At 49.7% G+C, this 24,167-nt stretch carries 22 protein-coding genes; 10 read left to right on the top strand and 12 right to left on the bottom strand.

Annotated elements, in window-relative coordinates; translation table 11 throughout:
• Positions 1–32 precede the first annotated feature (32 nt).
• From M1403_00400 to tadA, 11 genes are all read right to left on the bottom strand, one after another.
• Positions 33–593 (bottom strand): type II secretion system GspH family protein, encoded by a 561-nt coding sequence (locus tag M1403_00400; GenBank protein MCL4397485.1) that lies wholly within the window; start codon positions 591–593, stop codon positions 33–35.
• The gene (locus M1403_00395; GenBank protein MCL4397484.1) at positions 593–1,039 is read right to left on the bottom strand and encodes a type II secretion system GspH family protein; all 447 of its coding nucleotides are present in this window, start codon (positions 1,037–1,039) and stop codon (positions 593–595) included. The genes M1403_00400 and M1403_00395 overlap by 1 nt, the downstream gene beginning before the upstream one ends.
• On the bottom strand, positions 1,026–1,592 hold the full coding sequence (locus M1403_00390; protein MCL4397483.1) for a prepilin-type N-terminal cleavage/methylation domain-containing protein: 567 nt from the start codon (positions 1,590–1,592) through the stop codon (positions 1,026–1,028). Before M1403_00390 ends, M1403_00395 begins: the two co-directional genes overlap by 14 nt.
• Complete coding sequence (locus M1403_00385; protein ID MCL4397482.1) at positions 1,550–2,320, bottom strand: prepilin peptidase; 771 nt, start codon at positions 2,318–2,320, stop codon at positions 1,550–1,552. Before M1403_00385 ends, M1403_00390 begins: the two co-directional genes overlap by 43 nt.
• 71 nt (positions 2,321–2,391) lie before the next feature.
• Positions 2,392–2,868 carry a type II secretion system GspH family protein gene (locus M1403_00380; protein MCL4397481.1) on the bottom strand — a complete coding sequence of 159 codons (477 nt, stop codon included), beginning with the start codon at positions 2,866–2,868 and terminating at the stop codon, positions 2,392–2,394.
• 104 nt (positions 2,869–2,972) lie between these two features.
• Entirely contained in the window at positions 2,973–3,386 is a 414-nt protein-coding gene (locus M1403_00375) for a type II secretion system GspH family protein (protein ID MCL4397480.1), read from the bottom strand.
• Complete coding sequence (locus tag M1403_00370) at positions 3,383–3,772, bottom strand: hypothetical protein (protein ID MCL4397479.1); 390 nt, start codon at positions 3,770–3,772, stop codon at positions 3,383–3,385. The genes M1403_00375 and M1403_00370 overlap by 4 nt, the downstream gene beginning before the upstream one ends.
• Positions 3,773–3,805: 33 nt before the next feature.
• Complete coding sequence (locus M1403_00365; protein MCL4397478.1) at positions 3,806–4,285, bottom strand: type II secretion system GspH family protein; 480 nt, start codon at positions 4,283–4,285, stop codon at positions 3,806–3,808.
• Positions 4,286–4,298: 13 nt separating this feature from the next.
• On the bottom strand, positions 4,299–5,510 hold the full coding sequence (locus M1403_00360; GenBank protein MCL4397477.1) for a type II secretion system F family protein: 1,212 nt from the start codon (positions 5,508–5,510) through the stop codon (positions 4,299–4,301).
• Positions 5,511–5,518: 8 nt separating this feature from the next.
• Positions 5,519–6,586: a type IV pilus twitching motility protein PilT gene (locus M1403_00355; GenBank protein ID MCL4397476.1), complete on the bottom strand. Its 1,068-nt coding sequence runs from the start codon at positions 6,584–6,586 to the stop codon at positions 5,519–5,521.
• Between the two features lies 1 nt (position 6,587).
• Positions 6,588–8,339 (bottom strand): Flp pilus assembly complex ATPase component TadA, encoded by a 1,752-nt coding sequence (gene tadA / locus M1403_00350; protein MCL4397475.1) that lies wholly within the window; start codon positions 8,337–8,339, stop codon positions 6,588–6,590.
• 74 nt (positions 8,340–8,413) lie between these two features.
• Between tadA and M1403_00345 the strand changes: the two genes are divergently transcribed.
• From M1403_00345 to M1403_00300, 10 genes are all read left to right on the top strand, one after another.
• Complete coding sequence (locus tag M1403_00345; GenBank protein ID MCL4397474.1) at positions 8,414–9,382, top strand: hypothetical protein; 969 nt, start codon at positions 8,414–8,416, stop codon at positions 9,380–9,382.
• A gap of 50 nt (positions 9,383–9,432) precedes the next feature.
• A complete protein-coding gene (locus tag M1403_00340; GenBank protein ID MCL4397473.1) occupies positions 9,433–10,023 on the top strand; it encodes a hypothetical protein in 591 nt (196 codons plus the stop codon).
• A gap of 46 nt (positions 10,024–10,069) precedes the next feature.
• On the top strand, positions 10,070–12,058 hold the full coding sequence (locus M1403_00335) for a hypothetical protein (protein ID MCL4397472.1): 1,989 nt from the start codon (positions 10,070–10,072) through the stop codon (positions 12,056–12,058).
• A complete protein-coding gene (locus M1403_00330; GenBank protein ID MCL4397471.1) occupies positions 12,059–12,775 on the top strand; it encodes a hypothetical protein in 717 nt (238 codons plus the stop codon).
• Positions 12,759–15,026: a hypothetical protein gene (locus M1403_00325; GenBank protein MCL4397470.1), complete on the top strand. Its 2,268-nt coding sequence runs from the start codon at positions 12,759–12,761 to the stop codon at positions 15,024–15,026. Before M1403_00330 ends, M1403_00325 begins: the two co-directional genes overlap by 17 nt.
• Positions 15,027–15,041: 15 nt before the next feature.
• On the top strand, positions 15,042–15,593 hold the full coding sequence (locus tag M1403_00320; protein ID MCL4397469.1) for a hypothetical protein: 552 nt from the start codon (positions 15,042–15,044) through the stop codon (positions 15,591–15,593).
• Between the two features lie 34 nt (positions 15,594–15,627).
• Positions 15,628–17,538 carry a DNA gyrase subunit B gene (locus M1403_00315; protein MCL4397468.1) on the top strand — a complete coding sequence of 637 codons (1,911 nt, stop codon included), beginning with the start codon at positions 15,628–15,630 and terminating at the stop codon, positions 17,536–17,538.
• A gap of 44 nt (positions 17,539–17,582) precedes the next feature.
• A complete protein-coding gene (locus M1403_00310; GenBank protein ID MCL4397467.1) occupies positions 17,583–19,580 on the top strand; it encodes a sodium-translocating pyrophosphatase in 1,998 nt (665 codons plus the stop codon).
• Between the two features lie 91 nt (positions 19,581–19,671).
• Positions 19,672–22,158: a DNA gyrase subunit A gene (gene gyrA / locus M1403_00305; protein MCL4397466.1), complete on the top strand. Its 2,487-nt coding sequence runs from the start codon at positions 19,672–19,674 to the stop codon at positions 22,156–22,158.
• A 66-nt stretch (positions 22,159–22,224) separates the two neighbouring features.
• A complete protein-coding gene (locus M1403_00300; protein ID MCL4397465.1) occupies positions 22,225–22,974 on the top strand; it encodes an SIMPL domain-containing protein in 750 nt (249 codons plus the stop codon).
• On the opposite strand, the gene M1403_00295 is transcribed toward M1403_00300, so the two are convergent.
• Positions 22,975–23,907 carry a tyrosine-type recombinase/integrase gene (locus tag M1403_00295; GenBank protein ID MCL4397464.1) on the bottom strand — a complete coding sequence of 311 codons (933 nt, stop codon included), beginning with the start codon at positions 23,905–23,907 and terminating at the stop codon, positions 22,975–22,977. It abuts the gene before it with no gap.
• Between the last annotated feature and the right edge of the window lie 260 nt (positions 23,908–24,167).

The raw sequence follows: 24,167 nt of genomic DNA, 5'->3' as shown, positions 1-24,167 counted from the left end.
AGTACATGATAGCGTAAAATTTGCCGCATCGTCTAGTACCGTCTTGGCACCAGGGTATTTTTAAGCTGGATTCGGGCACAAAAATCGGGAGTGACATATTTCGTTGCCTGCTGAAGAGTCAGGGTAATATCAGTAGCCAGGTTAGTCCCCACAACCACCTGCAGACCCTTGGCCGCATGAAGGCTGTCATCACAGGAAACAGCAGAAGTATCCAAAACAACCGCCTCGCTTTGAGAAGTGGTGTCATTATTATCCGAAGTAAAATCCAACGGCGCTCCGCTATTAACTGTTTTCGTCAGTTTCCCGGTATTATAAGCTGTATATACCACTGTTCTGCTTGGCACAATCGTGGTATTAGTGATAGTCAAAACATTCTGCGTTAAGCCGGACGAGAAAGTGACATCTGTCGCCGAACGCATTTCCGAAGCAATGTCTTCCATAATTTGACTGGCCGTCTGGCGGACATCGTTTTGAATCCGCACCTGATTGGCATTACGGATAACTGATATTAAAAAACTTGTTCCGGCTAGCATTAAAACGCCGAAAACGGCGATAACGACAATAATTTCGATCAGAGTAAAGCCCTTACGCATCAGTAATTAAAATAATAAGTCGTGGAGGTAAGGTGCTGACAAGCCCCCTTGTCCTGCCACCAGACCGACGAATCGACCTGAACCCGGCTAAGGCCAGAATCGGTCGTCAACTTTACATTTTGGCGAAAACCGTTGCTGCCCAAACTGCTGCAATCCGTCACACAAGTCGCTCCGGTGTCTAAATTTAAAATTCCGGCAGTATCAATATAGCAGGTTCCGCCGGAAGAGCCTTTGTTAGCCAGATTCATCCAAAAATTAACCTGATAAAAGCTCCTGATTTTCTCCAGGTTTTGTTCCGCCATCGCTGTAGCGGTATTTCGCAGCCGGGCGGAAGTGGTTAGGGCCATAATCTGGGTCAAAAGCAGGATTACCGCCGAAGTCACGGCCGCCAGCACTAAAAGGGCGAGGATGGTTTCGATAAGGGTCATGCCTCTAGTCGAGCGCATATATTCTGCTGATATCCATACCATTGCCTTCGATGCGGACAGTTTTGGAAACCGAGCCCCGGGAGAAGGTCACATCCAGATAGTTACTATCAACTTTCGTCCCGTTGTTGCAAGCAAAAAACGCTTCTGAACCAGCTACGGCACAGTTGCCGCATTGTCCGGTGGTATATCCGGTCAGCTTGGGGTTGGCCAAACAAACCGTAAAATTTGCCGGATTGGGAGCCGAAACCGTGACTCCGGTCGGGAGTATTTTAGTTACAGAAACCAGATTATTTGAAAGAGGAACGGTATAAGAAATCGTGTACTGATCCGGAGAACCGGTGTTTACCCACACCGTCTTAAAATTGACTCCGTCTGCTCCGAGAGCCGCCTGGTTTTGCGTGGCCCGCAGATCAGAAATAAAGTTATGCTGAGCATCGGACACCGCCTGGTTAACATTGAAATCTTGAATGCCGTAAAAAGCCAGCACCCCGATTATGGCCATGATGGCTAAAGAGATCAGCAGTTCGATCAGGGTGTAAGCCCGAGAATGGTAAGAACGGTATTTGTCCATAGGGCAGCAAAGAAAGTGCCAATTACCAAAAATGGCCCTAGAGCCATTGTGGCAGAAAGTTTTGTCCGGCGCAACGCCAATAAAATTATCGCCACCAGACCGCCAGAGACAAAAGCCACCCACAAACCCACAGCAATTTTCGGCCAACCGAGTAGAAAGCCCATCAGAAAAGCAAATTTAACATCCCCAAAACCCAAGCCGCGTTCTTTGGTTATTTTATAAATTAGGTAGAACAATAGCATGGCAATTAATCCTGCTAGAAAATCTAAGCCCCAATTTTCATTTTTCAATTTCCAATTTTCAATCAATTTTAAAATTCCAATGACCAAAAGCATTTCATCGGGGATAAAGCCATAAATTAAATCGGAAAAGAAAATTACTTCCAGAGCTGCAGCGATACCCAACACCCCCAATTTCCCCAATATCCCCAATCCGGGCGTCAAAACCCACGCCAAAACAAAAAAAATCCCTGTCAAAAATTCGACCAGGGGATATTGCCAACTAATCGGCTTTTTGCAGGAGCGGCAACGACCTCGCAGCAGCAGATAGGAGAGCAGGGGAAGGTTGTCAAACCAGGCGATCTGGTGTTTGCACTGAGGACAGATGCTTCGCCCCTGCCAAAATTTCGGCGCTTTCGGGTCATTTAGCCGCCAGATTAGGACATTGAGAAAACTGCCGATGATTAATCCAAATATCCCAATCAACCCAATTTCTCCTATTTCTCTCATGGTCTAATACTACCAAAAACCCCACCGGTTAGGGCAGGGTTTTTTGCTTCTTTACTCGCGCGAGTAAAGAATTACTTGGGTACACAAGCACCAGCAGCGTCAGCAATACCTTCACCGGCTGAATTTTGGGTATTTACAACCCAAAGTTCTTGTCCGACAGCCGCCGTCTCTAGGTCCACACAAATAGCGTATCTAAACCCGTCATCGGTCGTGATGTAAGTGTATTTTTGATAGTTACCCGTTGACCCCAAAGGAGCAATCGGCAAAGACGACATATAGTCCGGAGATAGTCCTGTTAACACGGTATTCACGTCCTCAGTTGTAATTGCCGTCGTTGAAATCGGGTAGGCCTGATGCTCGGTGTAATAAGCTTGAAGGGCAGTCTGAAGAGACTTCACTTCTGCCTTCCTCTTCGTATCCCGCGCCTGTTTCTGCACCCGGGTGAAAGACACTACCGCAATCGTTGCCAGAATGGCGATAACCGTGATAACGATCATCAACTCGACCAGGGTGAAACCTTTTTTACTTTTATTAGGCAGTTTAATCATGATTCACCCCCCTTCGGCCGCCATAACCTTAGTGAGGGCGGCTTTAGGTTTTCCACTATGTATTCATAGTGAAATAAAAAAATCCGCTTGTCAAGGGCCGTACCCTAAAAATCGATTTCACAGGGCGCGTCGGGCATCTCCCGGCCCGTAGTGTTATGGGTGTCGACCTTCAGCATCATGCCGGCCCCGGCCGTTTCCAGGTCAACGCACAGGGCATACTTGAAATGGGTGCTGTCAACAACATAGGTGTAGTCAAGATTGGTGCCTGTCGCTCCTTTCGGCGCTGCCGGCACACTGGAAATATAATCCGGGACAAGTTCGGAAAGCCCGTCGGGATAGGCTCTTCTTTCGGTAAAAAAAGCCAGAAGGGCCGTCTGGATTGCCGTCAGTTCCGATTTTCTCTTGCTGTCCCGGGCCTGCTTCTGAACCCGGGTAAAGGAGACAACCCCGATTGTGGCTAAAATCGAAATCACCACAATTACCACCATTAATTCAACCAAGGTAAAACCCTTTTTCATTGCGGGCTGAAAAAGTCCCCAGAACCGCCAGCTTCTTTGCCTAATTTCAACAGGTAGGTTCCCGAAGACGGCGTCGCTACATAATAATAAAGGGCGTTGTCGATTAAGGGATTACCGCCATCGGCTGAAGAGCAGATCGGGGATTGGGTCCCGGGGTCAACCGGGGTATAGGTAATATAGTTGCCGCTAACCAAGGCTGTGTAAACTCCGCAGAAAGTGTTAATCGTCGAGTAATACTCCTCGTTGCGGATTTTGTAAAGTTCCTGGGCGAACTGCAGATCATGCATGATGGCCGCCCGTTTGGCATCCCGACTCTGAGCCAAGACGATCCGGAAAGAAAACAAGGCAATCGTGGCCAAGAGAGCCACGACTGCTACTACAATCATTATCTCGATTAAACTAAACCCTCTCCTCACGCTTTATTGCGGACTAACAAATATGCTGGTCCCTCCGGCCTCTTTTGTTAAAGTCAAAGTATATTTAGTGCAGTTTTTATCCGCGGTGGTACACGCGCTTCCGTCTGCCTGCGTGGCTGTATAGGCGTAAGCTGTCGGGGCGCAGTCTGAAGCGCCCATCGTTCCCGTGCTCGGAATTGTAGTGCCGTTTTTACAAGGATCCTTCGGAGGGATTACCAGGTATTTTCCTGTAACCAGCGTGTCTATTGGGCTATCGGAGGCCCCGCTCCATTGATATCCGACACCCCCTGGTCCCGGATAAAATTGGTTGTCACCGTAATATCTCTCCAGAGCAGTTCTTATCCCATTCATAATCTGTTGCCGGGAAGAATCCCTGGCACTGGCCTGAGCTTTATTTAAACCAAACAGGGCAATCGTCGAAAGAATCGCAATTACCGAGATTACTACCATGAGTTCAATTAAAGTAAAACCTCTTTGCTTCATAATTTCACCTCCTTTATTTAATAACATTAACAAGATTAAACATTGGCAACAAGACGGCAAGAGCCAACCCGGCCACCATGCCGCCCATTAAAAGAATCATTATCGGTTCAAGAAGAGTCGTGAGAGCCTTTACTTTCACCTCAGCCGAGTCCTGGTAAAATTTTGAGAGCCTCTCCAGACTTTTATCCAGAGTACCGGTTTCTTCGCCGATGGCAATCAGCTGCGACATCATAATGGGAAAATTTTCGTTGCGCCGCAAAGCCAAAGAAAGAGGCAAGCCTTTTTCCACCATCGCTGCCGCCTCGACCAGTCCGGAACGCAAGGAATTATTCCCGACGGTTTTGGAAACAATCCGCAAAGCATCTAAAATAGCGACTCCCGAAGCCAGAAGAGTGCCCAAAGTCCGGCAGACCACCGCCAAATTGACTTCCCAGGACAACGGCCCGAAAATCGGGATTTTAAAAAAGAAATTGTTAATCAAATATTCGCTGGAAGGATTTTTCTTCAGGGTCCGGAAAGTGTAGTAAATCAGGCCGATTATCGCGGCAACGATAATAGTGTAATTGGTAATAAAATTTGCAATCCCGATCAGAATCCGGGTGGGAAGAGGCAAGTCGGCCCCGAATTCTTTATAAACATTAGCGATTTGGGGGATGATATTGGTGATCATAAAGAAGCCAATGCCGGTCATGGCGACCGTCACCACTGCCGGGTAGATCATGGCCCCTTTAACCTTGGACTGAAAATCCAGATTGGATTCAAGGGTGTCCGCCAGTTTGGCCAGAGCCTCATCAACCTTTCCCGAAGCTTCGCCGGCTTTCACCAGATTGACATAAAGATCATTAAAGACCTTGGGGTGACGGTTCATGGCTTCGGAAAGAGCCACGCCCCCCTGGACATCATGCATGATTGTCTGCAGTACTTCCCGAAAATAGCCGTTTTTTGCCTGGCTTACCAGATTGGAAAGAGCGTCGGTCAGCGGTAATCCGGTCGAAAGCATTGTTGCCAGCAGCCGGGTAAACTGGGCGATTTCCCGGGAAGAGGCTTTTTGGCCAAAACTGCCCAGAATACTATTTATATCCCAGCTGCGTTTTTCGGCGATGTTTAAGACCAGGTATTTACGCTCCTGAAGAGTCCGGGCTGCTGTCTGCGGAGAAACGCTTTCAATTACCCCGGTAGCAATCACCCCGTCAGGCTTGCGAATGCGATAGGTGAACTGTTTCATAGTAGGCTTTACAAACCCGTTACTGATTTACTCTTGATAATTCCGTTCAGGTCTTCAGGAGAATTGGCATAGGCCAGGGCTGTCTCGTAGGAAATTTTGCCGGCGGCGGCCAGGCGGGCCAGGGACATATCCATAGTACACATTCCGGCGTCCATAGAAGTCTGGATAATGTTATCCAGCAGATGGGTTTTGCCTTCCCGGATCACCGACCGGACCGCCGAAGAACCCAGAAGCACTTCCATCGCCGGAACCCGGCCGGAACTTACCATCGGCACCAGCCGCTGAGAAATAATTGCTTCCAGCGTATTGGAAAGCTGAAGCCGCACCTGCGCCTGTTGGGCTTCCGGAAAAACGGACACCACCCGGTCGATAGACTGGGCGGCAGAGTTGGTGTGCAGCGTAGCAAAAACCAGATGCCCGGTCTCGGCGATCGTCAAAGCCGCCTCAATTGTTTCGAAATCCCGCATTTCCCCGATAAACACCACATTCGGGTCTTCGCGAAGAGCTGCCCGCAAGGCATTATTCCAGGAATGGGTGTCACCGCCGACTTCTCTCTGAGAAACAATTGCCTTGGCCGGAGAGAAAATATACTCGATCGGGTCTTCAACGGTCAGAATGTGGCCGCCAAAATTTTCGTTAATTTCCTCAATGATGGCAGCAATGGTTGTGGACTTACCGTGGCCTGTCGGCCCGGTCACCAGGACAAAACCCTGTTTTAACGCCGCCAGATCGTGGCAGGCCGGGTGCAAGTTCAGTTCGTCGATTTTACGAACGCTTAGCGGGATTAACCGGAAAGCGACTGCCGGCGCTCCTTTCTGGTAGTAGGTATTAATCCGGAACCTGCCTTTACCGAAAGTGTAGCCAAAATCCAGTTCGTGGTTCTGTTCAAAAATCTTTTTTTGGTCAGGAGTTAAAAAGACGGAAAGCATTTGGGCGATATCAGTGTCAGAAAGCGGTTCCGGTTGCAAAGGGAGGAGATTGCCGTCAATCCGGATTGTAGACGGATAACCCGAAATTAAATGTAAATCCGAAGCGTTCCGGTCAATTGTAGTTTGTAAAAGTGATTGTATTGTCATTTTAGTCTTGCGCTACGCGCAGCACTTCTTCAATTGTCGTTACTCCCTCAACGGCCTTAAGGTACCCATCAACTTTCATCGGCATCATGCCTTCTTCCACAGCCTGTCTTTCAATTTCTCCCGCGTCCGCCCGGGTCAAGACCAGTTTGGCAATTTTATCCGTCACCGGTAAGACTTCAAAAATTCCCACCCGGCCCAAAAACCCGGAGTCGCCGCATTCCGAACAACCCTTGCCTTTATAAAGCATCAGTTTGCCGTTAACCAGTTTATCGGGAGTGAGGTATTTGCCTAAAACCGTGCGGATGTCGTTGGCCATAATTTCCGGCGGTTCATAAGGCTCTTTGCACTTGGGACAGATTTTACGCAAAATTCTTTGACCGACCATGGCGTTCATGGATGAAGCCAGAAGAAACGCCTCGCCGCCCAGATCCAAAAGGCGGGGAATAGCTCCGGAAGCATTGCTGGTGTGCAAAGTCGAGAAGACCAGATGACCCGTCAGGGCAGCCTGAATGGCCAGATCGGTCGTTTCGCCGTCCCGGATTTCACCGACAAGAATAACATTAGGATCCTGGCGTAAAAACGACCGCAGCCCGGTGGCAAAAGTCAGTCCCGCGGCCGGGTTAATCTGCACCTGGTTGACCCCGCCAATTTGGTATTCAACCGGATCTTCCAAAGTAACGATATTTACTTTAGTGGAATTAATTTTCGACAAAACGGAGTATAAAGTCGTGGTTTTCCCGGAACCGGTCGGCCCGCAGACAATAATAATCCCGTGAGGACGCAAAATGGCCGTTTCCAGATTTTTAAGCGCCAGGCCGCGCAATCCTAAATCCTGCAAGGTGGGAACACCGCCGCTTTTGCGCAATAGCCGCATGACCACTTTCTCGCCGAAAGCTGTCGGCAGCGTTGACACCCGGACATCGACTTCGTTGCCGCCGCTTTTATAATTAAACCGGCCATCTTGAGGCACCCTTTTTTCGTCAATTTTGAGCTCCGACATAATTTTTATGCGGGAAACCAGAGCGTCGTGGATCCGGGAAGGCAGAACCAGCTTCTCGTAAAGAATACCGTCAATGCGGTAACGCACCCGGGTGTGAGTCTCCAGAGGTTCAATATGGATATCCGAAGCCCGGGACTTGATGGCAAAATCCAAAAGGGAAGAAGCGATTTTGGCTACCGGCGCGTCCCGGATAATTCCTTCCACTTTGCTAAGATCCGCTCCGGCAGATTCACCCACCGTCGGGGCTTCCTCCAAAGCCGCCGACACTTCCGTCGTTAAGTTCTGGTTATAGCGTTCGTCGACCAGGGATTTGATAATTTCCGGAGCGGACAGGAACGGCCGGATTTTCTTACCGGTTTTTTTCTCCAGAAAGGAAATGGCGTTAATATCCAGCGGGTCGGCCATGGCCACTGACAGCGTTTCCCCGGACTGGTCCAGCTGGAACGGCACCGCCTGATAGCGCCGGGCCACAGTTTCCGGCACCAAACCTAAAACTTCCGGCAAAATTGCCTTGGCGGAAAGATCAGCGTAGGGAATCCCCAGAACTTCCGAACGGGCTTTAATAATGTCCTGGCTGGAGGCAAAGCCATGGTCTTTCAGAATCTGTTCGATGGGTTTGCCGGAATTAACCGATTCCAGCTTGACCAGATTTAACTGGTCGGGCGTAATCAGTTTGTTCTCAAAAAGGACATCCTCAATCGAGCGGTTCTGGGAAGCGGCACCATCTACCGGTACCTGGGCAGTATCGGGCATACACTATTAATGTACTATGTTTCTTAAACCCCTGTCAAAGCGGGAAAAAGGGTGTAAGATGGAAAGAACCAGCTATGAATGATGCGTCGCCAGCGGAATTTGGCTTGGGAAAAGCCACTAAACGCAAAGTAGAACTGGGCTTGTCAGCCCTTATTATTACTGCGGGAACAGCTTTTATGGCCAGACCGGCCATCAATTTCCTTAGCCGTTTTCTCTCCCATGACCAGCCAAATCTGCCTCCGGCTGCAGAAATATCTCCGGTAGAATTACCACCGCTTCCCGAGAGCCAGCCGGAGAAAAACATTCGGGCCACAGCTCAGGCGGCTGTCGGCATGGAAGAGTTTGACCGCTTTGACCAGATTGCCCGGGAAATTGTCGCCAAGCTGCCCTTTGAAAATGCTCCGAGCCTCGGAGGAGCAAAGATTATTCCCTGGACTGAAGAAGAAAAGGGCTATGTCCGGGCCGACGCTTATGTGGGAGTTTTTACTTTTTTGCGCTTGGGAGTTGAGCCACAATACCTGGAAAGCACTTTGCCGAATATTAATATTGTCCGCATTAATGATGGGGGGTGGGGCTTTAAATATTTCGGACGGGTAGAACTGGGCAGCCCCGGTCAGATTATCCATGAATGGACTCACGAACTGATCGAACTGGAATGGAAAGGCCAACCTTGGCAGGGAATGGAAGAATCTACCGCCCGCTTTGCCGAGTTGGAGGCGAGCCACGCTTTTACCCCGGAGATCAAAACCCCAAAATTTAAGGGTTGCCGCCTTAACAGTACCGGGTCTTTTGATTATGACGCCGGAGCCGAAGCTTTCCGCGCTGCCGCAGCGCAATTCAACCAGCCGGATAAACCGCATCTTTTTGCCGCCATGGTTAACAGCAACCGAAATTGGGTCCGGGAAGACCCGGCCAACCGTCTTGGCCATCGCATGCCCGCCGAAGAACTCTTTACCCGCTTGGGGAAACTTTATGACAAAAGTCCTAAGGAAGTTGAGCGTCTGTTAACTTCCGCGTCAGCTTTCCAGTGCGTGGGTTATTAAAAATACTTGACACATAAAACAAAGTATGCTTATAATTTATTATTAAAACTATGGGGCAAGAAACTAGAGACAAACTTGCTAAGACCGGGGTCATAGCTGGTGTTGCTACCGGGATGGCCATTGGCGGTGCAGCTGTCGTTCATTCTCTGCCCGCACAAGAACTTGAAGCTAAAACCGTGAATGTCACCGTTTTTGGCGCGTACGTCCCTCTACCCGGCAATAAGCCCGAAGATCTCGCCCATTTGTATGGCGGAAAAAAGATTCAAGATCTGACTCATAGGACGGAAATTATGATGCTTAACTCTAACGATCCTGCCGGCAGCTTTCCGGGATCGGTTTTAGTACGGGAAATAGGCTCTCAGCAATGGTACCGGACATCTCTGAGCGAAACCAAAGACCCGACCCCGGGGATTAAAGGGGAAGCCATAGGTTTCTTTAAAGACGGTGTCGCTTTGGGAAAAGACATTTATGTTATGGGCGTCTATCCTTCTTTTAATACCGGTTTTGGCATTTGGTCCTCAGTCGACGGAGGAGTTCACTGGGAACAGCGAACCGTCCTGGATGGAAACAAGCCCATGCCCGATCATCTCGCTTTTGTTAAAGCCGCTCAAAGCCTTCAGAACTTGTCTTCCAAGAAATAAATAAATCCTCTTGACGGCCGGGGAGTAAAAAGGCTAATCTGAATTAATGGCTCTTCGCCGGTTAGTTTTAGCTATATTTGCCTTTGTATTGATAGGCTTTCTTTTTCTCTTTTCTAAAAATATCGTGCTTGCCGGCTGCCAATTTCAAAGTTACTCAAGTTGGACTTGTGACTCCTGTTCTGGTGGAGAATATTACGGCAGTGGCTGTTCTACTAATGGAGGTTGGGTTCAAATTTCCTCTAAGTGTACTGTTGGAAATGCTTTCTGCGGTCAAGAAATCTATTACTGCGATACTAATACCGAAGCTAAGCAAATGTGTAGCGGCACGACCAGTGTTTGTACCGGAAAATGCACTTTACAACCTTCTGCAGGCTGCAGCGGGCTATCCTGCCCGCCGGCCGGAACAAATTTAAACCACGAATGGCGCGACCCCTTGGACCTAAACGGGACCCCGGTTTGCCTTTTGCCGGAAAATGTGGGGACTGAAGCCATGTGTAAGGATATTTACAACAATCCCGGCAGCCCGCCCCGGGCCGTCCACAGCGACCCCACTTTACAGCAATATGGCGATGTTGCCTGGGGACAATGTCTTTGGGTCCCGGCTGACGGTTCCTGTGTTCCGGCTGGTTCCTGTAACGAAATCAGTAACTGTGCTGATGCCTGTAACCAGCCTGTCTACTGTAACCCCACCTGCACCGTGTCCGGACCGGCAACAGCCACTACCGGCACGCCGGTTACTTTTACTAACACCCCGGCTAACGGGGCTACCATGATCGATCTGTGGACCAGCCCCACTTCCACTAACAATGCCAGTGGCCCCTATGGCACGGTCGGCAGTACCACCAATACCAGCCTTAAACTGACTAACCCCGTTAACACCCAACTTACTTTCCAAAATCCCGGGACCTACTGGGTTTATTGCCAAGGCTACAACCGGGTGAACTCCGCCGCGTCTTACGGCCGGTGCACCGGTAACCCTTTTGGGTATCCCACCGGCTGGAGCTATTGTGGCCTCGGCAGTGCTAAACAAATCACCGTTTCCGCTCCGGCTCCGGCCACTTGCGCTAGCAATACCATTTCCACGAATGTTCCTAGCCCCTTTCAGTTAGGTAACACCGGGACTTTGACGGCTAATTTTGCCGCCAGCGGCGGTACGCTGGGAACGATTACCTGGACCCGGACTTCCGGAACCTCAGCTGACTTTACCGGAGGGACGACTGGTAGTACTGTAACTATCCGGGCCAGTGCGACGACCGTGGGCCAAACCTGCTTTACGGCCTCAGCCCCGCTTTCTCCCGGAACCAATACCTGTTCCAACACTGTTTGTGTCACCGTCGCGGCCCCTACCTGCACTTTAACCACCCCGGTTTTAAGTCCTTCCGGCACTTTTTATGTCAGTCAGGATCGCACCATTTCCACGACTTTAAACACTCTTCCTGCCGGGCAGGCCGCGACTTTTTCCTGGACCCCGACCTCCGGGGCCGCCGCCACGATTACCACTCCGACCACCAACCCGGCCACCATTCACGCCAACTACGCCGGCAGCACGACGGTAACGGTGACAGCCACCCTGGCTGTCGGGGGAGGAACTTGCACCGCTTCCACCCCGGTAACAGCCCCCATCACCGTTATCAGTCCCACCTGTACCCTGACTTTAAACCCTACCATTCCTAATCCCTTCTACTTCAACAGAAAGGGGAGCATTACGGCTATTCCGGTCATTACCGGCCCGGCCACGGTTAGTTCAATTAACTGGGTTTCTTCCAATACTGGGGCCATTACTGTCGATGACCCGTCGGCTAACCCCACGGCCATCGTTTCGGCCGTCAAAGTCACCAGCCCCCAAACGGCCAACATTAGCGCCACGGCCACCTTAACTAACGGCGGCTCCCAGTGCTCAGCCACCACGGCCAATATCCAGGTGGTACCGCCCCCCTGGTGGCAGGTGCAAGGGGGCGATGTCTATGGTACAGTGGTGGGGAGTAACATTTCCGACCGTTGTACCTCTAACTGTTTTATTGATTTAAAAAACTAAATGAAAATTAAAAAGCTCCCGATAATCTTAATAATTATTATTTTGGTCGCGGGCATAGGGGCGGGGATTGTGCTTTATAAAAGAGGTGCCTTAAGGCCGCCAATTACAAATATTACCAAAAAGAAAATTACCGTCTCCGCCGACGAACTGGCCCAGGCAGAAAAACTGGAAGAATTGCTCCAAAAGCCTGTTCAGACCGGCTCAGGGTCGGCAAAACCCAGTAAAGAAGCCTTGGAATTCATTGCCAAAAGCCGCGTTCAGCAGCGAAAAATTCTCGAGGCTGAAGCACCTAATCTTAAAATTGACTTGAACCAAGTTAAACAAGAGGCCGAAAAGTCCGGCGCCTTTACTGCGGAAGGAAAAGTCATTACTGACCCGGCTTTGGCCCGAATATTCACTTACGATCAGCAACTGGTTCAGGACGCTCGCCAAAAAATAGAAGGCTATACTACCTTTCGGATTATTTCTTTTCCGGCTGGCAAAGAAGCTGACGCCCAAAAAGCAGCAGAAACTCTCAAAGCAAACCCCAACGCCCCAATTGATGATTCCGAACAAAAAATCACCGTTATAGGTAAAGACCCGTCCTACACCCCCGGGTTAGTACCGTCGCCAACTGGTTATCAGATTAATGTCATCACCGACCAAAATCCCGGCTTAGGAAAAACTTTCATCGATTGGTATCAGCAGGTTTTGAAAAAGTATGAAATCAGCTCTTAAATTTTTATTACTCCTTGTTTTGGCCCTGGGATTTTTGACCAAGGGCGCCCAAGCAGTCCGGGCTTTTTATCCGGTTGTTCGTTACGCGGGAATTAGCGACACGACACCAATCGCTGACGGCAGCACGGTCTATTCTCTCACTGTTCAGGTCTCTGACGGCGATTGGTATTTAAGTTCCGGTGGCAACGGAAATAATATCAAAGACGCCAATGTTATCATTAACTATCAGGGCCCAAATGCAAATCCGCCAAGTTATTCAAACATGCGCGGCCAGTTCGGCTGGTCGCTGACAGGTTATTTTCCATACTGGGGCAACGGCTACAACGCCACTAAAGATCTCATAACCTGCACTGACAGCACTTATGGCACTTCAGCGGTGGGCTATGCCGCAATTTATGATGGCAGCGATTTAGGCGGTGAAGGTTACCAATATGTAGATCTTGTGGGCTGCGACACTTGGGTTAACGGAAACGGCTATGCCATGCGGAGCGTCAGTTTCTATTTTCACTTGAACACTAACTTTAGCTCTCCCTTAACCAACAATACCGTTTCCGGCTGGGGAATGAATAACCTTAATCAAACAGATGGCTGGAAAATTACTAACACGAACAGCTATTTTAATCTTCGCCAACCAATTACCCTTGGAGGACATGAATATCTTTCTGGCGGCCCGGGTACCCCACACGGCTCTGTTTATCTTTACGACTATGGCTCTCCCAATTATCAGTGGAACTATATTGCTACTGCACCGGTTGATGGCGCTGGCAATTGGTCCTCTACTTTTACCGCAGCAGCCGGTACCTTCATAACCTGGGCGGGCTACAGTCCGCCGCAATATTACCAGCAGGATTCGACAGTAACTGCCAGTTGCGGCACCCCTTACCCCTACTATTGGGAATGGTGGGCCAGCCCGCCGCAATCCTGCACCAGCATCGGTTTTTATGCCCACTATACCTGTAACGGTATTCCTGTCTACTGCGGAACGATTACCGGCTGCCCGCAATGCGGCTCTCAGGCTACCGGTAACCAAACCTGTTATGACCAGGGTTGCGGCGCCCCAATTACGCAACACCCCAACTGCGGCTTAACTGACACCACCTACTGTTATAAGACTTTTGGGACCTGTAATGTTACGGGCATTATGTCCTGCACTAGCATTTATGGTGGTACCTGGAACACCAACACTTGTAACGCTGTTGATCCCAGAATTAGTTACTGTTCCGGAAAGCAATGTGGTTATAACGGCTGCGGCGGAGAGTGCCCCCCGGGTTGCCCGTCCCCTTCAACATGCACTAATAATATTTGTTTTTGTCCTGGAACAGGTCAAGTTATCTGCTCAGGCACCTGCACAGACTTAAATAATGACCCGCAAAACTGCGGCGCCTGCAACCATAACTGCGGCTCGGGCGTTGCCTGCTACTCTGGCAAATGCGTCCCGCCGCCCAACAGCGCCGGGATTGTGGAAACAAAAGATCTGACCATCAACTATGGCTCAGGCGGCAACGGCTGGATCTCCCAAAACGGGATTTTGCCCGGCATGAACATCTTAAGCAATTCGAGTGCGCTCAATAAGAATGAGGCCAATTACCCAACCCTAATGGCCACCGTTCTCAAAAACGCCGGCATTCCCAGCCTAAAAGCTCTAACCGATTTGTTTGATGTCTGGGGATACGAGTATCCAATTGGCAATGCTGATCCGATCATTTCTGGAAATAATCGCTACCGTTTTTGGGGCACTAGCAACGATAATCTCAACAGCGTCTTGAGCCAAGCAATGGCCGATAAAACCGACACAGTTCAGGTTATCGTCCCGTGGAAAATTTCGAACTCCCAAACGATCGATACCGCAAAAACCATTCCAGCAAACATGCGGATTATTGTTTTCATTAACGGCTCGTTAACTGTTAATAAGAATATTACAACCGGGACCGGCAACTCCTCAATAATCTTTGTCCAAAATAATCCGGACGCCTTTAATCCAGGAAATTTAACCCTCAGTCCTTCAGTGTCACAGCTGGACGGCGTGTATCTTTTCCCTGGCAGCTTTGATGACGGTGCAGGGTTAGGAGCTTTGGTCGGCAACGGTTCGCTCCTGGCTTTTGGCAACTCCGATCTGGGCCTGAATCGTGCCGTCAGTGACAACAGTCTTCCGGCAGAACGGTGGATTTACCAGCCAAAGTATCTGACAATCTATCAAAACATTCTTTCCCGGCCATCCTATTCCTGGACCGAACTAACCCCTTCGGATTAATGATAAAATTGCCCCGTGAGTGTTTTGATTACCGGAGGAAACAGCCGAAGCCGGCTGACCAAAGCGAAAGAGATTTTTCCAGACGGTTTGATTGTCAACCCGACCGGAGTGGGGGAGATCCGGGAACTGGAAGGCCTTATCAGTACCGGCCAATCAGTTATTGTCGAAAACGCCCAGAATCTTACTGAAGAAGCCCAGAATGCCTTTTTAAAAACTCTGGAGGAACCTCCGGCGGGAACTGAAATTATTCTTCTTGCCGAAAACGAAGACCAGTTGCTACTAACTGTCACTTCCCGATGTTTAATCATTAATATCAGTACCGACAGGAGGGCTGGTAAGATCAGTAACCAGGAAAAACAGATTCTCGATTGGATCGAGAGTTATAACTTTGGCAATGGTTCGAAATGGGCTGAAACCGTCAAAAATCGGGGTGAGGCGATAGCCCTTATTGACACTTTAATTGTCGCTTCCGGCACCAAACACTTGCGGCAATTACTGAAGGCAAAAAAGTATTTACAGGCCAACACCAATGTCCGTTTAACTCTGGAAAATCTCTTCCTAAAATAGTAAAATATGAGGGCAGATAAAGTCTGCTTTTTATATGGCTAAAGATTCATATACTGCAGAAAACATTCAGGTCTTGGAAGGCCTTGAACCTGTCCGCAAGCGCCCCGGAATGTACATTGGCTCGACGGATGAAAAAGGTCTGCATCACCTCTTTAAGGAAATTGTAGATAACAGTGTGGATGAGGCTTTGGTCGGCTACGGCAAGAAAATTTCCGTAACCATTAACGCTGACGGCTCCCTGACTGTAGAGGATGAAGGCCGGGGAATTCCGACGGACATTAATCCTAAATATAAAGTTTCCGGCGTGGAGTTGGCCATGACCCGGCTGCACGCCGGCGGCAAATTTGACGCCAAGGCTTATGCCAAATCCGGCGGTCTTCATGGTGTCGGGGCCGCCGCCACTAACGCTTTATCTACCTGGATGATCGTGGAAGTCCAGCAGAAAGGGAAATTATTCCGCCAGTCCTACAAAAAAGGCGTTGCCGACGGACCGCTAAAGGAAATCGGTAAATCCACTAAGACCGGAACGAAAACCACCTTTAAACCGGATCCGGAAATTTTCTCAACCATCGAGTGGAATTTCGATACCATAAAAAACGAGCTGCGCAACTGGGCTTATCTGGTGCCAAATCTTTTATTTAACCTGAAAGACGAACGCTCAGAAGCGCAGTACAGCTTTTACTTTGAAGGCGGCATTAAAGCTCTAGTGGCCCATCTGAACACTAATAAACAAACTCTTTCCGATATTTTTTATGTTTCCAAAGAAGTGGAAACTGCTGTTGCCCCGGTCGGCATTGAAATCGCCATGCAATATAACAACGATTTCGGTGAAAGGCTGGAGTCGTTTGTCAATATCATCGAAACCCCAGACGGCGGCACCCATGTGGCCGGCTTTCGTTCAGCTTTGACCAGAAGTATCAATGACTATGGCAAAAAAATCGGGGCGATTAAAGAGGGTCAGGAAAGTTTTATCGGAGAAGATTTGCGGGAAGGTTTGACGGCCGTGGTGTATGTGAAGATGGCTGCTGACCGCCTCCAGTTTGAATCCCAGACCAAAACCAAACTGAATAATGCCGAAATCCAGCCGGCCGTGGCTGCCGTCGTTAAAGAAGCTCTGGATACCTATTTTGAAGAAAACCCCCGTGACGGCCGGGCCATCTTAGAGAAAGTCTTCCTGGCCGCCAAAGCCAGACTTGCCGCCCGGGCCGCCAAAGAAGCAGTGATTCGCAAAGGAGCTTTGGAAGGGTCTGCTTTGCCGGGGAAATTAGCTGACTGCCAGTCGCGCGATCCGGCTCAAAGTGAATTATTTATTGTCGAAGGGGATAGCGCGGGAGGCAGTGCCAAGCAGGGGAGAGACCGCAAGTTTCAGGCCATTTTGCCGTTATTCGGGAAGGTTTTAAACACCGAACGCGCCCGGATCGACCAGATCGTGGACTCCGATAAATTTAAATCCTTAATTATTGCTATCGGGGCGGGGATTTCCGATCAGTTTAATATTGAAAAACTGCGCTATCACCGGATTATTATCATGGCTGATGCCGATGTCGACGGCAGCCATATCATGTGTTTGTATCTGACATTTTTATACCGCCATCTGCGCCCCCTCGTCGAAAACGGCTATGTTTATGTGGCCATGCCGCCGCTTTACAAAATCGAGTGGGCCAAGGAGAAGAAATATGTTTACACCGAACAGGAAAAGGAAGAATTTACCAAAAGTTTGGGCAATATCAAACTGAATGTTCAGCGCTACAAAGGTTTGGGGGAAATGGATGCTTCGGAACTTTGGGAAACCACTTTAAACCCACAAAACCGCCAGCTGAAAAAAATCACTATCGAAGACGCCCAGCGCGCCGACGCCACTTTTGACATGTTAATGGGCGAGTTGGTCCCCCCCAGAAAAAGATTTATTCAGGCCCGAGCCAAGACAGCCAACCTAGACATTTAGCCCTTGCAAACGGCTAAACCCCATATATATAATCGTAAGCAGTTATGCAAAATCTGATTTATGCTTCTTTCGGGGCCGGATTTTTGGCCGTTGCTTACGCCCTCTGGCAGATTAATCGGATTTTAGCCCTCCCGGCCGGCACTGTGAAAATGCAGGAAATTTCTCAGGCTATTTTGGAAGGGGCCAACGCCTACCTCAAGAAACAATACTCTGTTGTCGCCGTCGTCGCTCTACTGGTCTTAGCAATACTTTATTATTTGTATGGCCCGTTTGCAGCGATCGCTTTCTTGATTGGAGCGGTCTTATCCGCCACCTCCGGCATCGTTGGCATGAGTGTTTCCGTCAGATCCAACAGCCGTACAGCTCAGGCCGCCACCAAAGGTTTGGGCGCGGCTCTTAAAGTCGGCTTTGATGGGGGATCGGTCACCGGTTTAATGGTCGCCGGTTTAGCTTTGCTCGCGGTTAGTACGGTCCTTGTCTTACCGGGCGGTAATGAAAAATTGGCCGCCTTGGGTTTTGGCGCGTCATTAATTTCCATTTTTGCCCGGATCGGCGGGGGAATCTTTACTAAAGCGGCTGATGTCGGCACGGACATGGTAGGCAAAATCGAAGCGGGGATTCCCGAAGACGATCCACGAAACCCGGGTGTCATTGCGGACAATGTCGGCGACAATGTCGGCGACTGTGCCGGCATGGCGGCGGATCTGTTTGAAACTTATGTGGTCACCATGGTGGCCACACTTCTACTTGGTAATTTGGTTTTTCCGCATTATCCGGTTTCCTCTTTGTATCCTTTGTTAATCGGCGCCGTTTCTATTTTCGGCTCCATTATTGCCACTTTCTTTGTCTCTCTGGGCAAAAAGCGTAGCATTATGGGCGCTTTGTATAAAGGTTTAATTGCCGCCGCGGTCTTTTCGGCGTTGGCTTTTTTGCCGCTGACTGCCTATTTGATGGCCGACAATGCCCTTTTTCCTTGGGTTAATTTGTATTTTGCCGCGCTTATTGGTATCGGCGTCACTGCTGCCATGGTTGTGATTACCGAGTTTTACACTTCCAAAAACTATGGCAGTGTGAAGGGAATTGCCGCCGCCAGTAACTCCGGTCACGGAACCAATATTATTGCCGGCCTGGCCGTCTCCATGAAATCCACCGCCGCGCCGGTTATCGTCATTTGCGTGGCTATTTTGCTCTCGTATTATCTGGCTAATTTATACGGCGTCGCCGTCGCAGCCACCGCAATGTTATCTCTTACCGGTATTGTCGTGGCCATTGACGCTTTTGGCCCGATCACCGATAACGCCGGCGGCATTGCCGAAATGGCCGGGCTGCCGGAAAAAGTCAGAAATGTCACCGACGCTTTAGACGCCGTGGGAAACACGACCAAGGCCGTCACGAAGGGCTATGCGATTGGGTCAGCTGCTTTAGCAGCTTTGGTTTTATTTGGCGCCTATGTTCAGGAAGTGGCGATCCGGACAGCTATGCCCCTGGTTTTCTCTTTGACTGACCCCAAAGTTTTAATCGGCCTGTTCCTGGGTGGAGCCATGACTTACTTTTTTGGAGCCCTGCTTATGGAGTCAGTCGGGATTGCTGCGGGCACCATTGTTACGGAGATTAGGCGACAGTTTAAAGAAATCAAGGGCATCATGAAGGGCACGGAAAAACCGCAGTATGGCAAAGCTGTTTCTATCGTCACCGGCGCCGCGATTAAACAGATGCTGGTTCCGGCTCTGATTCCGGTGGTCGTACCTGTTGCCGTCGGCTTTCTGCTGGGACCCGTCGCCTTGGGAGGGGTCCTAGTCGGCGCCATTGTCACCGGTATTTTTGTGGCCGTTTCCATGACGACCGGCGGGGCAGCCTGGGACAATGCCAAAAAATATATCGAAGCCGGTAATTATGGCGGCAAAAAGAGTCCGGCGCATCAAGCCGCGGTCACTGGCGATACAGTCGGGGATCCCTACAAAGATACCGCGGGCCCAGCGATCAATCCGATGATCAAGGTGGCAAACATTGTAGCGCTGCTTCTGGCTGGACTAATAGTTTAATTCGCTTTAGAAAGACCTCTAAACAGTTGTTGCGCGGCTTCAAAAATGGTAGAATATAGATGTCCCGAAAGGGTAATTTTTTTGCAAAAAAATGGACGAACAGGATAACCACAAAAACGAAGAACTAGAAAAATTCGATCCGAAAATCGGCAAGATTCTTTCTTCTGAAATCACCTCGGAAATGGAATCGGCATACCTCGATTACGCCATGTCGGTTATTGTCAGCCGCGCCTTACCTGATGTCCGTGACGGCCTGAAACCGGTGCACCGCCGGATCATTTACGCGATGCACAAAATTGGTCTGCACCATAGCAGTAAACATGCCAAATCGGCCGCGGTTGTAGGCGAGGTACTAAAAAACTACCATCCCCATGGGGACATTCCGGTCTACGACGCGCTAGTGCGTATGGCGCAGGACTTTTCCTTAAGGTATCCGCTGATTGACGGTCAAGGTAACTTTGGGTCAGTAGACGGCGATCCGCCGGCCGCAATGCGCTACACCGAGGCCCGCATGGCTGCCGTTTCCGACGCCCTTTTGGCGGACATTGAAAAGGAAACTGTCGACTTTATTCCCAACTACTCGAACACCGATGTCGAGCCGGTCTATCTTCCGGCCTTGCTGCCTAACTTATTGTTAATGGGCGCTGACGGCATTGCTGTGGGTATGGCCACTAAAATCCCGCCGCATAACCTGGGCGAAGTGGTCGACGCCATCTGCTTTTTAATTGATAAGGGTGAAGAAAATACGACTGTTGAAGATCTGGTCCAGTTTATCAAAGGCCCGGATTTTCCCACGGGCGGCATAATTTACGACCAGAAGGAAATCCTGGCGGCTTACGGCACCGGCAAAGGCAAAATTGTGGTTCGCGCGCGAACCGAGATTGAAGAGCAGAGCAACGGCAAATCCGCCATTATCGTTACAGAAATTCCTTATCAGATTAATAAAGCTGACCTGGTCGCCCGGATTGCCGATCTGGTCAAGGACAAAAAGATTGAAGGAATTTCTGACCTGCGCGATGAATCCGATCGGCGCGGAATGAGGATTTATATTGAACTAAAACGGGACGCCAGACCGCAGGCAGTGCTTAATAATTTATTTAAGCATACCGAATTACAAACTTCCTATCCGGTCAATATCGTTGCTCTGGTCGACCAGACGCCGCAAACCCTGACTCTGAAAATGATTCTGGAGGAATTCTTAAAGCACCGCCAGAATGTCGTCACCCGCCGAAGCCAATTCGAACTGAAGGAAGCCAAAGCCCGGGAGCATATTCTGGAAGGATTAAAAATTGCGGTCGACCACATCGACGAAGTCATCGACTTAATTAAAAAAGCCGCCAGCGCCGAAGACGCCAAAACGAAATTAATGGCAAAATACAAACTGACCGACATTCAGGCCACAGCCATTTTGGACATGCAGCTACGCCGTCTGGCCGCTCTCGAGAGGCAAAAGATTGAAGACGAATTGGCAATGGTGCGCGAGACAATCGCTTATCTGGAAGATTTATTGGCCCATCCGGAAAAAATTCGCAAAGTAATTAAAGACGAACTGCAGAAATTAAAAGAGAAATACGGCGACGAGCGTCGTACCAAAGTTATCAAAGGCAAGGTCGGAGAGTTTAGCGAAGAAGATCTGGTTCCCAATGACCCCATGGTCGTTACTCTGACTAAAACCGGCTATGTGAAGCGATTATCGCCCAGCTCCTACCGCGCCCAGGCGCGGGGCGGCAAAGGCGTTACCGGCATGGCTACCAAAGAAGAAGACGAAATTGAGCACCTGGTGTCTGCCAGCGCCCACGACAATATCCTTTTCTTTACCAACAAAGGGAAAGTTTATCAGACAAAAGTTTACGAACTGCCGGAAGCGGGCAGAACTGCCAAAGGCCAGGCCATCGTTAATATTATTAACACCGCCCAGGGGGAGGCCGTCCAATCAGTCCTGTCATATCCCAACACCCCAAATATCCCCAACGCCCCCAAGTATGTTTTTCTGGCTACCCGCCGCGGTACGGTTAAGAAAACCCCCATTGAAGATTTTGCCAACATCCGTAAAAACGGCCTAACCGCCATAAAGCTGGAAGATAACGACGAGCTGGTTTGGGCCAAGCTGACTTCAGGTAATGACGAAATTATTCTGGTAACCCACGACGGCAAATCCATTCGTTTTGCCGAAAAACAGGCCAAACCGCAGGGCCGGGACACCATCGGCGTCCGGGGAATTAAATTAGCCAAGGAGGATTATGTGGTCGGCATGGAATGTGCCCACGACGGCGATCTTCTGGTAGTTTCGGAAAAAGGCATCGGCAAACGCACCGAAATGAAGCAGTTTCCCAAACAGGGTCGCGGGGGAATGGGAGTTAAGGCGATGCAGATTACCCCCAAAACCGGAAAACTCGTCACCGCCCGAGCCATCGACGATAATATCGACCAGCTGATCCTGACTTCGGCCAAGGGGATTGTGATTAAACTGCCGCTCGTTTCCGTTCCCCGCTTATCCCGAGCCACCCAGGGTGTTATCCTGATGAGGTTTTCTGATAGTAGCGACCATCTCGCTGCCGTCGCCACGCTGGAAAAATAATATGCTTTCACTGGAAGCCGAACCCCGGTCTTGACACCCCCCTCTATAGACAGCTAATCTATATCCGTGTCCGAAAGTCTGAAAACCGCTTTAGCCACTATTATTCTGCTTTTCCTGGGTCTTTTCATTTACGGCAAATTCGGCCCGGGTTTACCGTTATCGGTTAGTTCGATTACCACGGCCCAGCCGGCACCGTTTACCGTTTCCGCCGACGGCAAAGTTTTAGCCAAACCGGATGTGGCCCAAGTTAACCTCGGCTTTACCACCTCTGGTAGTTCGGTATCCCAAGTCCAAAGCCAAGCTAACCAAACCATTAATAATATTTCGGCGGCTGTGAAAAAGTTGGGGATAGGGGAGAGCGACATTCAAACGACCAACTACAACCTTCGTCCCGATTACGACTATAATTCCAAGCCGCAGAGAATTACCGGATACACAATTGATGTGAATATTGAGGTCAAAGTTCGGGATTTCGGCAAGATTAATCAGGTTATCGACGCCGGGACAACCAACGGTGCCAACACGGTTGGCGGGTTACAGTTTACGGTTGATAATCCGGAAACCTATCGCGCGCAGGCCAGAAAGCTGGCCATTGATAACGCCGAGAAGAAAGCTGCCGAAATTGCGGGGGAATCCGGCATCACTTTGGGCCGTCTGATTAATGTTTCCGAAGGCAATACGGCCACTCCCCAGCCATTGTACATGGACAAGGCGGTTGGTTTGGGCGGCGGAACTGCTCCGTCTGTTCCGACCCAAATCGAACCCGGAACTTCGGAAATTTCCGTCACGGTCACATTAAGCTACGAAACGAGGTAGTCACTTTCCGTGGAACTGCTCATGAATCTCCTTAAGTTTTTTATTGGTCACATGGGTATAAATCTGCGTGGTCGCCACATTCTTGTGGCCCAACATTTCTTGTACCGATCGTAAATCCGCACCATTACTTAGAAGATCCGTGGCAAAAGTATGGCGCAAAGTGTGCGGCGTGGCGGCCACCGGAATTTTGGCCAGCCGGACATACTTAGCAATCATCCTTTCGACAGACCGGGGGGTTAACCGCATCTTGTTTCCGCCGTCAGTTTCGTCCCGTTTACCCGAATATCGTATGAATAACGGGCGTGCCTGATCCTGACGCGTTGTAAGGTACCTAGAAAGGCTTTCAGCGGCGGCAGTAGATATAAATACCACCCGGGCCCGGCCGCCTTTGCCAATAATGCCAAATTCCCGGGTATCCAGATTGATTTTGTCCCGGTCCAGTTTTGTCAGTTCGCTGACACGCAAACCAGTACTGAATAATAATTCCATAATGGCCCGGTCCCGCAAACCCTCAGACTTTGAAGTATCCGGCTGGACTAACATCTGATTAAGATGGTCGCGGGTCAAAAACTTTATTTGCCGGTCCCGGTTTTTTCCCAGTTCAATCAGATCCGGGGCCAGAGTTTCAACATTTTTTTTCGTCAGGAACCTTAGAAAGGCTCTTAAAGCAATCAGAAAATAATTCTGGGTGTTCTTGGCCAGCGGTCCTTTAATCGGGTTCACATAGCGGCTTAGGTAAAGCCGGTATTCCCGAATGATATCTTCAGATAATTGGTTTGGCCGAAGCGGCTTATCCTGGGAAGCCAACCAGCCCGCAAAGCTGCCTAAGTAGTAGCCATACATCTTAACGGTTAAAGGGCTCAGGCTCCGGTCAAGCTCGCAGTACTCCAGAAAGTCAGTGATGTACTCCACCAGGAGTTTGTCACTAGTCATAGTGAAGCATTAATTTTAGCCTGTTATAACAAGATATTTTTCTCACCCGTGCCGGAAATGTCACCCTATAGTAGGGAACAACCAGGTCCAGAAATCTGGGGAATAATAAGAAATTAATTGTCAGACCCACAGGAATAATTATAAACATTTGCCATCCTTAATGCGCCAGACCTATGAGGCCCAGGAACCACTTCCCCCAGACCCCAGCTTCGGTCGCGTCGTTAAAGATACAATTTACGACATAATCACTTTACTGCTCC

The sequence above is a fragment of the Patescibacteria group bacterium genome (genome assembly GCA_023380635.1).
In the GTDB taxonomy this organism is placed as follows: Bacteria; Patescibacteriota; Microgenomatia; order JAMCZE01; family JAMCZE01; genus JAMCRP01.
This window is presented reverse-complemented; position numbering and strand designations above follow the sequence as displayed.